This is a genomic window from Exiguobacterium sp. s181, from assembly GCF_018617125.1.
Lineage (GTDB): Bacteria > Bacillota > Bacilli > Exiguobacteriales > Exiguobacteriaceae > Exiguobacterium > Exiguobacterium profundum.
In genome coordinates, this window is sequence record NZ_JACSJM010000003.1 from 124,944 (window position 1) to 137,010 (window position 12,067).

The window sequence follows — 12,067 nt, forward strand, 5'->3', positions numbered from 1 at the left end:
AATAATAGAGGAGATTAAAAATCCATGCAGAAAATCACGTCCTTCTCCGTTAACAACAAGTTTGCGGTTTGGTTGATGACGATCATCTTGACGGCCGCCGGTCTTTTCGCCGGTCTGACGATGAAGCTCGAGACGTTACCGGACATTACGACTCCGACCGTCTCGGTCACAACCATTTATCCAGGTGCATCCCCTGAGCAAGTGCTCGAAGAAGTCAGCACCGTGTTAGAAGATCGTCTACAAAATTTAAATGGTGTGGAACAAGTCCGTTCTTCGTCATTCCAAAACGCTTCGAACATCCAAATCGATTATGATTTCAGTACCGATATGGATGAAGCGGAACAGCAGGTCAAAGATGCGTTAAGCAACGTCGAATTGCCGGAGTCGGCACAAGAACCACAAGTGTCGCGTCTCAGTTTCGATGCTTTCCCGGTAATCGGGGCTGCCATCTCGGATGAGAGTCTTGATTTGGCCGAATTGACAAAACTCGTCGAGGAAGAAGTGCAGCCTGCCCTTGAAGGAGTGGAAGGTGCGCAAACCGTCCAAATTGCCGGGCAAGAGATTCGCCGCGTCGAACTTCAATTCGACCAAGAAGCGCTCGCAGAATACAATTTGACAGAAGATACGGTCAAACAATTGATTCAAGCGAATGACGCTCGAATTGCGCTCGGGTTATATGAATTAGGTGATACGGAGCAAGCGGTCGTCATCGACGGCAAGTCGGAGACGCTCGAAGCGTTCCGCGACATCCAAATCCCTTACTCACCGGCACAATCAACGCCGACGACACCGTCTGCCCCGACGGAATTGCCACCTGGTCAAACGCCAGACGTGCCAACAGAGGTCCCGACGGAAACACCATCGGCATTACCACCGAACGTTCCGACGACGGTTCCGACTGTCGCGTTGAGTGAACTTGCGACAATCGAGGACAAAGGAATCGAAGAATCGATTTCTCGCTCGAACGGTGAACGCTCAATCGGCGTACAAGTGACGAAGACACAAGATGCGAACACGGTCGATGTCGTCAACGCCGTCAAAGAAGTATTGAATGACTTCGAAGCTGAAAACGATACGGCGAATGTATCAATTACACTCGACCAAGGACAACCGATTGAAGAGTCGGTCGAAACGATGTTGTCTAAAGCATTACTTGGTGGGTTGTTCGCTATCCTCATCATCTTAGTGTTCTTACGTAACTTCCGATCGACGATCATCGCCGTCATCTCGATCCCGTTGTCGCTTCTCATGGCACTCATCGTCTTGAAGCAGTTGGATATCACGTTGAACATCATGACGCTCGGTGCGATGACTGTTGCGATTGGGCGCGTCGTCGATGACTCTATCGTCGTCATCGAGAACATTTACCGTCGACTCACGCGTTCGAACGAACCACTTCGCGGTAAAGAGTTGATTATCGCGGCAACAAAAGAAGTATTCATCCCGATCGCCTCGTCGACCATCGTCACGATCGCGGTATTCTTACCGCTCGGATTTGTCACTGGATTTGTCGGTGAATTGTTCTTGCCGTTCGCATTGACGGTCGTCTTCGCATTACTCGCTTCGTTACTCGTGGCGATCACGGTCGTACCAATGATGGCCGACTCGTTCTTTAAAAACCGCGACAAGTTGAAGCCAGAAGAAGGTCCAGGCAAGCTCGCGGAATGGTATCGTGGCGTCTTGAACTGGTCACTGAACCATAAACTCGTCGTGTTCGGTCTCGCGACTGCCCTATTGATTGGTAGCTTTGCCCTTGTCCCAGCGATTGGGGTCAACTTCTTGAATCAGGATTCGGAGAAGACGTTGTTCGTCACGTTCGACCCAGAACCTGGTCAAACACTTGAAGATTCGATTGCCGCAGCAGAAGTGGCAGAAGAATACTTCATGGAAGAACAACCGAACGCAACCGATGTTCAGTTCACGGTCGGTGGAGAGAACCCGCTGAACCCCGGAAACAACAAACAAGGAATCTTCATCGTTCAATATGATCCAGATACGGAAGACTTCGCGGATGTGAAGTTAGCTGATATCGAGAAATTGAACGAACTCGCTTCGAACGGGGAATGGAAAGAACAAGACTTCTCAGGTGGCGGCGCAACGAGCGGTGTCACATACAACGTCTATGCCAACTCCCTTGAAGATTTAGAAGCCATCGTGCCGACTTTCATCGAAACGATTGAAGAGGAAACGGATTATGTCCGTCAAGCGACATCTGACTTACGTGAGTCCTATGTACAATACACGTTCAACGTCGACCAACAGGCCGCTGCAGAAGCCGGTGTGTCGGCAGGTCAAATCGCGCAAGTCATCAGTCAGTTCCAGGCACCAGAAAGTCCACTTACAAGTGTCACAGTGGATGAAAAACAGTTAGACGTCGTCATCCCGAACGAGCAAGTGACGTATGACAGTGTCGATGACCTGCAAGCACAAGAAATCACGACACCGTTCGGACCACGCCCGATTTCAGACTTCATTGAAATCGAAGAAGGCACAACACCGGACACACTCGTCGAGCGCGACGGAAAACTGCTTGCGCAAGTAAGTGTTGAACTCAGCACAGATAAAGCGACAGAAGCGTCTGCTGCGATTGAAGAACGCGTTTCAGAGATTGAGCTTCCGTCTGGCGTATCGTATGATGTCGGCGGTGTAACGGAACAGATTCAAGAATCGTTCACACAGCTCGGTCTTGCGATGCTCGCCGCGATTGCCATCGTATACTTGGTTCTCGTCATCACATTCGGTGGGGCACTCACGCCATTCGTCGTGTTGTTCTCACTTCCGTATGCGATTATCGGGGGACTCGTCGCCCTTCTCATCACGGGTGAAACGATTTCGGTTTCTGCCTTGATCGGGGCACTCATGTTGATCGGGATTGTCGTCACGAACGCCATCGTTTTGATTGACCGCGTCATTCATAAAGAAGAAGCTGGTTTATCAACACGTGAAGCGTTACTTGAGGCAGCGGGCACACGCCTTCGCCCAATTCTGATGACCGCACTCGCGACAATCGGTGCACTCGCACCACTCGCACTCGGTCTCGAGGGTGGCGCCCTCATCTCGAAAGGTCTCGGGGTCACCGTGATTGGCGGACTCACAAGTTCGACACTTCTCACGTTGCTCATCGTACCAATCGTCTATGAGTTCTTCGCACGATTCCGTAAGAAAAAACAAGCATAATCAAAAGAGAGTCGACTCATTCGAGTCGGCTCCCTTTTTTGCGTTCAATAACACTGCATAATGATTTCGGTTTCTCCAAACCGTTTGGCACGGAGAGCATCTTCCGGAATGAGAAAATAGAGAATACCTGCATCCCCGAACATGACGTCTAACTCTTCAGACGTGTCCATTTGAAACAATAGGAAAGGATGATCGAATCGTTCCCCATATGTTTCTTGTATCTCTTCAAAAACGTCACCTTGCACTTCACTCGGATGTCCACCGATTGCATGAAGTTCTTCTTGTTCGAATCGTTCGAGTAACCGATCGTACATCTCTTCGTCGAGCAGCTCATATAAACTGTATTCATTCTCTGCATAGCTTTCTTTAAAGGAAACGGCACGTTCATTTAATGCTTCCCCAACTCGCACTCGCTCAAGTTTCGATTCTTCAGTAAACAGAACACGCCAAAGATGACGTTCATCCACATCTCCCCAAGGTTGTTCTTCTAAATCATAGAAGAAAGACAACACCCCTTCTTTCGGGAGTGCATCTACGGATTCAAACTCAGCTAAATCACTTAAACGAAACTGAGCTAAAAACGTCATATTCTCTCCAGGATGCAAGTCTGCGTGTGGTAAGTCAGGATATCCGCCAAACTTAGAATGGCCAACCGCTACTTCTTCCCTTGTTGTCCGTGGCAAAGTTGTCAAATTGACCCGCTTTGTGAACGCATGTAAAATGTCTTCCCTGTTTTGTAATCCATGCTCTTGAATAAATTGCTCAATCGTTTTTAGTTCCATCTCGGCACCCCGCTTGTTTATGATAGATGTAGTATAGCATCCCGAACGTATGTACCCCTTACCTTTTTTGTTATACCCTTTTCTTGACCTCTCTCGTTGAATTTGAGAAGATTCATACGTTTTGAATGACGTGAAAGGAAGTCATGTATATGAAATTATTAAAATGGATGATTGGGCTCGCTCTTTTATTCGGATTGAGCACGCTCGGAAACTGGATTGTTGAGACGTTCTCGTGGAAAGTACCAGGCAGCGTCATCGGCATGGTGCTGTTGCTCATTCTCTTAGTAACAAAAGTCATTCGCGTGGAATGGATTGAGGACAGTGCCGGATATTTGACGAAGCATCTCGCCTTCTTCTTCATCCCTATTGCCGTCGGCCTTATGGCGTACGGCACGTTGTTAAAAGCTGCCGGCATCCCGCTCCTTATCACGTTACTCGCCAGCATGGCGGTGGGTATGGTCGTGACCGCGTTTGTTTCCGGGAAAGAAGGTGAGACATCATGACATACGTTTGGATCGGATCGACGATTCTCGTGTATTCGCTCAGTCGTCGACTTTCCATGAAGTGGGCATCTCCGTTCACCAATGTCGTCTTCTTAAGTACAGCGATTTTGATTCTTCTGTTACTCGTGACAGGACAGTCCTATGATGCGTATGAACCGGCTACCGATCTCATCACCATCTTACTCGGACCAGCGACGGTCGCCCTCGGATTACCGCTCTATCGCAACTTACCTGTACTACTCGCACGGGCAAAGCGAGCACTGAGCGCGATTGTCATCGGGTCACTTTCCACAATCTTCGTGGCTGTACTTTTCGGCAAGTTATTTTCTTTCACCGAAAACGTATTGATTGCACTATCGGTCAAATCGGCAACGTCCCCGATTGCCCTTGAATTGGCTCGACAACTAGAGGGGGATGCAACACTTGCGGCCTCGATCGCCGTTGCCTGCGGTATTTTAGGGGCGATGCTCGGACCGGTCTTATTGACGTGGATTCGTATGGACGACCCGTTCACGCGTGGACTCACACTCGGCACAATCAGTCACGGGATTGGGACCGCTCAGGCGGCAACGGAACATCCGTTGTCCGGTGCAACAGGTGGTGCCGCAATGGGATTGACCGCAATCTTCACCTCGTTTATCTTGCCGATTCTATATCCGTTTCTCTTTTGAACAGGTCGCGTCCATCGATGGGCGCGACTTTTTTGTTTCGACTTCGATTGCGCGTGATAAACTAATGAAGATGAAACTTATTAGAGGAGGGCAATCCATGCAAGCAAAATTAATTGAACGCTTAATGACGTACGCGAAGATTGATACACAGTCGGATTTCACAAGTACGACAACACCATCGACGGCCAAACAATGGGATTTGATTCGCCATTTGGAGAAAGAATTAAAAGAACTCGGTCTGACAGACGTCGAGACGGACGAATACGGGTATCTCTTCGCCACACTTCCGAGTAACGTCGATCATGATGTACCGACTATCGGCTTCCTTGCCCACGTCGATACGGCGACCGATTTCACAGGAACGAACGTCTCCCCTCAACTCGTCGAGCATTATGAAGGTGGCGACATCGTCTTGAACGAGTCGCTTCATGTCGTGTTATCACCAAAAGACTTCCCAGAACTGGACGGGTATGTCGGGCATACGCTCATGACAACGGACGGCACGACACTCCTCGGTGCGGACGATAAAGCAGGAATCGCTGAAATCGTCACAGCGATCGAATACTTATTGGCTCATCCTGAGATTCCACACGGGCCGGTCCGCATCGCCTTCACACCGGATGAAGAAATCGGACGTGGACCACATAAATTCGATGTCGCCCGATTCAATGCGGACTTCGCTTACACGATGGACGGCGGTCCACTTGGAGAGTTGCAGTATGAGAGTTTCAACGCAGCCGGTGCGACCGTCACCTTCCACGGGACGAACGTGCACCCAGGTAGCGCCAAGAACAAGATGGTCAACTCGATGAAGCTTGCGATGGCGTTCCAAAACCGTTTGCCTGCTGATGAGGCACCGGAACGTACGAGCAACTACGAAGGGTTCTTCCACTTGAACGGCTTCAATGGGGACGTCGAGAAGACGACGCTTCAATACATCATCCGCGATCACGACAAACAAAAGTTCGAAGCACGTAAAGCGTTGATGGAGAAACTTGTCCTCGAATGGAAACAAAAATACGGGGAAGAACGGATTGAACTCCAGATGGAAGATCAGTATTACAACATGGCCGAGAAAATCGAACCAGTGAAACACATCGTCGATACCGTCGCTGACGTCATGCGCGGCCTTGGCATCGAACCGAAGATTGAACCGATTCGTGGTGGGACAGACGGATCGCAACTTTCTTACATGGGCCTTCCGACGCCGAACATCTTCACAGGTGGCGAAAACTATCACGGGAAGTTTGAATACATCTCTGTGAACAACATGGAAAAAGCAACAACGGTTATCATCGAAACACTTCGCACATTCGCGAAGCGCGCACAAGCATAACACATGCGCCTCCAATCGTTCTCTTTTACACTAGAGACATTGGAGGCGATTTTTGATGAAGCATACATTTAGCATGAACCTCGGCTGGGATGGCGGACGAAATGACGTCGGTACCCTCGAGGCCGAGCGATTAAAGACACAGATTTCGATCCCACCCGAGATGGACGGTCCCGGAGTCGGCACGAATCCGGATGAGATGTTACTCGGGGCAGCGGCCACGTGTTATATCATCACCCTCGCAGCCGTACTCGGACGGAGTGACCTGACTCACCGTGGCATCACGATTGATGCGGAAGGCATCGTCGATGTGACGAACGGCATCTTCACTTACGAGACGATTCGCTATGCGACAACGATTCAAGTACCTACAGAGATGACGGATCGAGAGATCACACTTGTTGAACGCATCGCGAAAAAAGCGAAAGATCAATGTATGATTTCACGCGCACTCGCAGGAAATGTAGCATTTGAGTTGAATACCGTCATTTCACGTAAAAGTGGCAATGATTTTATTTGAAGAACCTTTGAAAAAAGCGATAATTGTAAACAGACGTAATCGCTTTGTCATGGACGTACTCGTTGATGATTTGCTCGCGCCTTGCCATTGTCCTGTAACAGGAAGGATTGGAGATATTATATTTGAAAACATCCCCTGCCTCGTCTCAGAAACCTATGACTCGAATCGTAAAACTCGCTTTACAGTCGAAGCCATTTCAGTCGATGGTGAACAATGGATTGGAATCAATCAAGGTCGTGTAAACGACTATGTTGAAGCTTTCTTACTCGAGAACCAGCTTGATGCTTTCTCAACCCCGAGGGGAATCAAACGTGAAATAGTAACTGACGGTGCACGGATCGATTTTCAGATTGATGGAATCTTCATGGAAGTGAAGGCTCCGCTCAGCGAACTACTCACTATTCCTCTCCCACACTTTAAACGTAGACGAGTGAAACGACCCATCGAAACAGAACGTTTGATTCGTCATCTCTACGCTCTGATTTCCACTCTACCCCAAACCGGAAGAGCAGTCCTCTTATATGTTTTTTTATATGACGCACCAATTTATACCGGTAATCCCAACCGAAAACAAGACCATCTAATTCGTCAATTGATTAACGATGCGATACCTTCCGGATTAGAAATATGGCAACTGAACTGCACTATTTCCCCTGAAGGAATTCGTTTACTTCGTTGCTTTGACACAACGTCTCACTTCAAGTAACCAAATGTATTAAGTGAAACGTTATGTTTTTACTAAACATATGATATGTTGGGAATTACCGAATAGAGTCATTTTTCACTTCCACTCTTTACGCGACTGCGCGTTTTTCAAAAACGTGATACAATACACGTCGTAAACTAATCAGAAAAACGAGGGATACCATACATGATTACAGTAAATAACGTCAGCCTACAATTTGGCGGTCGCAAGTTGTTTGAAGAGGTGAACATCAAGTTCACGCCAGGCAACTGTTACGGATTGATCGGTGCGAACGGTGCCGGAAAATCGACATTCTTAAAGATTTTATCAGGTGAACAAGATACGACGACGGGTGATGTCAGCATCACACCGGGCGAACGTCTCGCCGTCCTCAAACAGGACCACTACGCGTATGAGGACAGTGCAGTTCTCGAGACCGTCATCATGGGTCACGAGCGTCTCTACAAAGTAATGAAAGAAAAAGACGCCATCTACATGAAAGAAGACTTCTCAGATGAAGACGGGATGCGCGCAGCTGAACTTGAAGGAGAATTCGCTGAGTTGAACGGTTGGGAAGCAGAGTCGGAAGCCTCGATGGTCCTCCAAGGTCTTGGTATCTCTGAAGCGCTCCACCAGAAACAAATGAGCGAACTCACAGGTGGGGAGAAAGTCAAAGTCCTTCTTGCCCAAGCGCTCTTCGGTAAGCCAGATATCCTCCTCTTAGACGAGCCGACCAACGGACTTGACCTAAAAGCGATTCAATGGTTGGAAGAGTTTTTAATCAACTTTGAAAACACAGTCATCGTCGTTTCCCACGACCGTCACTTCTTGAACAAAGTCTGTACGCACATGGCCGACCTCGACTTTGGAAAAATCCAATTGTATGTCGGGAACTACGACTTCTGGTATGAGTCTAGCCAACTCGCTACACGTATGGCGGCAGACCAGAACAAGAAGAAAGAAGAGAAAATCAAAGAGCTTCAAAACTTCATCGCACGTTTCAGCTCGAACGCATCGAAAGCACGTCAAGCGACGTCTCGTAAGAAGTTGCTCGATAAGATCACACTTGATGACATCCGTCCGTCGTCACGTCGTTATCCGTTCGTCGGATTCACGATGGAGCGCGAGATCGGAAACGATGTTCTCTATGTCGATAACGTATCGAAGACGATCGATGGTGTAAAAGTACTCGACAACGTCACGTTCTCACTCAACAAGACGGACAAAGTCGCATTCGTCGGTCGTTCGGACGTTGCCATCACGACACTCTTCAAAATTCTCATGGGTGAGATGGAGCCAGACACAGGGTCAGTCAAATGGGGCGTCACGACAACTCAGTCATACTTCCCGAAAGACAATTCGGAGTACTTCGAGGGCTCAGAAAAGAGCATCCTCGACTGGTTGCGCCAGTTCTCACCTGCCGATGAGTCAGACACGTTCCTTCGTGGATTCCTTGGCCGTATGCTCTTCTCAGGTGAAGAAGTCATGAAGAAGGCGTCTGTCCTCTCAGGAGGAGAAAAAGTACGCTGCATGCTCTCGAAGATGATGCTCTCGAACTCGAACGTACTCGTCCTTGACGATCCGACGAACCACTTGGATCTCGAATCGATCACAGCACTCAACAACGGTCTCGAGTCGTTCAAAGGCGTGCTTCTCTTCAGCTCACATGACCATCAGCTCATCTCGACGATCGCGACACGCATCATCGAAGTGACTCCGAATGGCATCGTGGACAAAGAAGCAACATACGATGAGTACTTGGAGAACGAAGCGCTTCAACAACAAGTTGAATCCCTTTACCAAAATGCATAATAAAAAATCGGCTCAACGTGAGCCGATTTTTTATTTAACGTTTACCGTCTCCATGACGTGCTCATGAATATCATGACCTTTCGTGACATGGACTTGAACGTTGTATGCGCCTGATTCAGCAAAGGTGTGTGCACCTTTATACATCCCAGTATCTGCTTCCTCTAACTTCACCCACTCATGCTTCTCTGCCCCGTCTTGGAAGATTTCGAGTTGTACTTCCGCCCCTGCGAGTATCTCGTCTTCAATCATGACGTGTACCATGAATGGTTGTTCTTCCCCTGCTGTCGCCTCTTTCGGATCAAGCGTGATATCCGCTCCAGCGTGGTGATGATGCTCACTCTCTTATTCTGCTTCAGCAGCCGTTTCTGGATGTCCAACCGTCACGTTTGTCGTCGGCATGGTGTGCATCGAACGCGCTGTCACGTGAACCTGAACCGTATAGACCGCTTCTTCCGCGAACGTCGTCTCCGCTTCATAGATACCGTCTTTCGTGAGTGACGCCTTGATCATCTCACTTTCTTCCTTCGCACCATTCTTCCATACCTCGAACTTGATTTCATCCGCATCGTCTACAGGTTGACCATCTTGCGTGACTGTTACTGATAAAGGTACCGCCTCTCCCTTTTTAGCCGTTGCCTCTACCGTCAACTCTGCCTCGACCGGTTCCATTGACTGTGGAACAGCCGCGCTCTCCGCTTCTTTCTCCGTACCACACGCACCGAGTACGAATAACCCGATGAGTCCAAACACGACCCCAAACCGTGTCATCATCTTTTTCATCATAAGTCCTCCTTATAAATCGCTTACATCTTTCACACATTGTTCATGATACCATCTCTTTCCAAAAAGAGTGTGAGCATTCTGTGATATATCCCGCGATACATTCTCACAAATTTCACACATATAGTTGAATCAAAATTTATTGAGTACATTTCCGAATTTTAGTCCATCATTTCTAAAAAGGGGTATATAAAATATATCAAGGTCAATCATTTGGAAAGTCTTAACATCAAGAGAGTTACATCATGAATGGAGGCGAATTCAGATGAAACGTAAGGTCATTCGTGGGGCGATGGCGCTGTTCATCTTATTGGCGATGGTGATCACACAATCGATTTCCGTCAGTGCCGCCGCTTCAAAATTTGTCACGAGCGTGAACACGACGAGCAAGGTCGTCGCATTGACGTTCGATGACGGGGCAGACGGGGCGAACACGAACAAGATTTTAGACATTTTAGCAAAAAACAATGTCAAAGCCACTTTCTTTTTAACGGGGTCGGGCGCAAATAACCATCCACAGTACATTAAAAATATCGCCGCAAAAGGACATCAACTCGGAAATCACTCGTATACACACCCTGACTTCACCAAACTGACTGCCACGCAGATGAAATCCGAACTCGACCGCACGGAAGCTTTGATTAAATCGTTGACCGGAAAAACGACAAAACCGATTTTCAGAGCCCCGTTTGGTGCAGTGAATAGTACCGTATTGAGCGGTGTCGGGGCTTCAGGATACGGATACACGATTCAATGGAACATTGATACGGTTGACTGGAAAGGATTGACCGCAAGCCAAATCAACACGAAAGTTCAGACTAACATCAAACCGGGTTCAATCGTCTTGATGCATACCGGAGCCGGGGCCCCGGGTACACCGCTCGCACTCCCAACGATGATTTCACAACTCAAAGCAAAAGGGTACAAATTTGTCACGATCTCACAATTACTTGCATATCAAAACACATCGACGAACAAAACGTATACCGTGAAGTCAGGTGATACGTTGTACAGTATCGCACGGACATACGGAGTCACCGTCTCGGCGCTTGCTGCCGCCAACAACATTACGAACTACAGCTTGATTTATGTAGGACAAGTGCTCATCATTCCAGGAACGACCGTTACACCACCTACGACGACCGTGAAGTACACCGTGAAATCGGGCGACACACTCTACAAGATTGCGACGATGTACAATACGACCGTCGCAAAAATCGCAGCTGCCAATAACATCGCAAACGTCAACTCCATCTATGTCGGACAAGTGCTCGTCATCCCAGGTACGACGGTCACACCACCGACAACTACGGTAAAATACACGGTCAAATCAGGGGACACGCTGTACAAGATTGCGACGATGTATAACACAACTGTTGCGAAAATCGCGGCCGCCAACAATATCACGAACGTCAGCTTAATCAGTGTCGGGCAAGTGTTGACCATTCCGAAATGATTACCTCGTGAATCTTTTCCTCAGCTTGTGACGTATCGTATACAAACAGGAAAAGAGGAATTGCTATGACTCGAACCGTAATCCGTGTCAGTACTACCGCATTCATCGGACTTTTGGTTTCAATTGCCACATTCTCGATTTTGATTTGGCTCGGTTATGAACAAGCACTCACATCCGGTGAGCCGATTCAATTCTTAACACGTGAGATTTATCAATTCGAGAACGGAATCGGGGTCGCCAACCAGAATCAGATGGCCATTCTCGGTGCCGGATTCATGGGCCTCGCCGTTCTCATTGGAGAGATCGGGATACGTCTTAAACGAAAGTAACCGCTGCATACGCAACGGT

The 12,067-nt window shown here is 48.3% G+C and carries 12 protein-coding genes; 9 read left to right on the forward strand and 3 right to left on the reverse strand.

Annotated elements, in window-relative coordinates:
* Window positions 1-24 precede the first annotated feature (24 nt).
* Window positions 25-3,177 (forward strand): efflux RND transporter permease subunit, encoded by a 3,153-nt coding sequence (locus KNO70_RS12035; protein WP_078146078.1) that lies wholly within the window; start codon window positions 25-27, stop codon window positions 3,175-3,177.
* A gap of 44 nt (window positions 3,178-3,221) precedes the next feature.
* Here the strand turns inward: KNO70_RS12035 and KNO70_RS12040 are convergent, their stop codons facing one another.
* A complete protein-coding gene (locus tag KNO70_RS12040) occupies window positions 3,222-3,959 on the reverse strand; it encodes a YwqG family protein (RefSeq protein WP_078146077.1) in 738 nt (245 codons plus the stop codon).
* A 149-nt stretch (window positions 3,960-4,108) separates the two neighbouring features.
* Between KNO70_RS12040 and KNO70_RS12045 the strand changes: the two genes are divergently transcribed.
* The 6 genes from KNO70_RS12045 (at window position 4,109) to KNO70_RS12070 (ending at window position 9,483) form a co-directional block, all read left to right on the forward strand.
* A complete protein-coding gene (locus KNO70_RS12045; RefSeq protein ID WP_214685057.1) occupies window positions 4,109-4,462 on the forward strand; it encodes a CidA/LrgA family protein in 354 nt (117 codons plus the stop codon).
* Complete coding sequence (locus KNO70_RS12050; RefSeq protein ID WP_214685055.1) at window positions 4,459-5,133, forward strand: LrgB family protein; 675 nt, start codon at window positions 4,459-4,461, stop codon at window positions 5,131-5,133. Before KNO70_RS12045 ends, KNO70_RS12050 begins: the two co-directional genes overlap by 4 nt.
* Window positions 5,134-5,230: 97 nt before the next feature.
* Window positions 5,231-6,469 (forward strand): peptidase T, encoded by a 1,239-nt coding sequence (pepT, locus tag KNO70_RS12055; RefSeq protein WP_214685053.1) that lies wholly within the window; start codon window positions 5,231-5,233, stop codon window positions 6,467-6,469.
* 52 nt (window positions 6,470-6,521) lie between these two features.
* Window positions 6,522-6,986, forward strand: a complete 465-nt coding sequence (locus KNO70_RS12060) for an SACOL1771 family peroxiredoxin (RefSeq protein ID WP_078146074.1) — start codon at window positions 6,522-6,524, stop codon at window positions 6,984-6,986.
* Window positions 6,973-7,692 carry a DNA/RNA nuclease SfsA gene (locus KNO70_RS12065; protein WP_078146073.1) on the forward strand — a complete coding sequence of 240 codons (720 nt, stop codon included), beginning with the start codon at window positions 6,973-6,975 and terminating at the stop codon, window positions 7,690-7,692. The genes KNO70_RS12060 and KNO70_RS12065 overlap by 14 nt, the downstream gene beginning before the upstream one ends.
* Before the next feature lie 165 nt (window positions 7,693-7,857).
* Window positions 7,858-9,483 carry an ABC-F family ATP-binding cassette domain-containing protein gene (locus KNO70_RS12070; RefSeq protein ID WP_015880408.1) on the forward strand — a complete coding sequence of 542 codons (1,626 nt, stop codon included), beginning with the start codon at window positions 7,858-7,860 and terminating at the stop codon, window positions 9,481-9,483.
* A 30-nt stretch (window positions 9,484-9,513) separates the two neighbouring features.
* Here the strand turns inward: KNO70_RS12070 and KNO70_RS16175 are convergent, their stop codons facing one another.
* Window positions 9,514-9,792, reverse strand: a complete 279-nt coding sequence (locus tag KNO70_RS16175) for a FixH family protein (protein ID WP_371816105.1) — start codon at window positions 9,790-9,792, stop codon at window positions 9,514-9,516.
* 33 nt (window positions 9,793-9,825) lie between these two features.
* On the reverse strand, window positions 9,826-10,263 hold the full coding sequence (locus tag KNO70_RS16180; protein WP_251025600.1) for a FixH family protein: 438 nt from the start codon (window positions 10,261-10,263) through the stop codon (window positions 9,826-9,828).
* Window positions 10,264-10,528: 265 nt separating this feature from the next.
* On the opposite strand from KNO70_RS16180, the gene KNO70_RS12080 reads away from it, so the two are divergent.
* Together KNO70_RS12080 and KNO70_RS12085 are read left to right on the forward strand one after the other, a co-directional pair.
* Window positions 10,529-11,719 carry a LysM peptidoglycan-binding domain-containing protein gene (locus KNO70_RS12080; RefSeq protein WP_214812650.1) on the forward strand — a complete coding sequence of 397 codons (1,191 nt, stop codon included), beginning with the start codon at window positions 10,529-10,531 and terminating at the stop codon, window positions 11,717-11,719.
* A 65-nt stretch (window positions 11,720-11,784) separates the two neighbouring features.
* Entirely contained in the window at window positions 11,785-12,048 is a 264-nt protein-coding gene (locus KNO70_RS12085) for an LlsX family protein (RefSeq protein WP_047795807.1), read from the forward strand.
* Window positions 12,049-12,067 lie beyond the last annotated feature (19 nt).

What these genes read in the sequence shown, in the direction of transcription:
- KNO70_RS12035 (WP_078146078.1), top strand. Translation starts at nt 25, where the DNA reads ATGCAGAAAATCACGTCCTTCTCCGTTAACAACAAGTTTGCGGTTTGG.
- KNO70_RS12040 (WP_078146077.1), bottom strand. Translation starts at nt 3,959, where the DNA reads ATGGAACTAAAAACGATTGAGCAATTTATTCAAGAGCATGGATTACAA.
- KNO70_RS12045 (WP_214685057.1), top strand. Translation starts at nt 4,109, where the DNA reads ATGAAATTATTAAAATGGATGATTGGGCTCGCTCTTTTATTCGGATTG.
- KNO70_RS12050 (WP_214685055.1), top strand. Translation starts at nt 4,459, where the DNA reads ATGACATACGTTTGGATCGGATCGACGATTCTCGTGTATTCGCTCAGT.
- pepT (WP_214685053.1), top strand. Translation starts at nt 5,231, where the DNA reads ATGCAAGCAAAATTAATTGAACGCTTAATGACGTACGCGAAGATTGAT.
- KNO70_RS12065 (WP_078146073.1), top strand. Translation starts at nt 6,973, where the DNA reads ATGATTTTATTTGAAGAACCTTTGAAAAAAGCGATAATTGTAAACAGA.
- KNO70_RS12070 (WP_015880408.1), top strand. Translation starts at nt 7,858, where the DNA reads ATGATTACAGTAAATAACGTCAGCCTACAATTTGGCGGTCGCAAGTTG.
- KNO70_RS16180 (WP_251025600.1), bottom strand. Translation starts at nt 10,263, where the DNA reads ATGAAAAAGATGATGACACGGTTTGGGGTCGTGTTTGGACTCATCGGG.
- KNO70_RS12080 (WP_214812650.1), top strand. Translation starts at nt 10,529, where the DNA reads ATGAAACGTAAGGTCATTCGTGGGGCGATGGCGCTGTTCATCTTATTG.
- KNO70_RS12085 (WP_047795807.1), top strand. Translation starts at nt 11,785, where the DNA reads ATGACTCGAACCGTAATCCGTGTCAGTACTACCGCATTCATCGGACTT.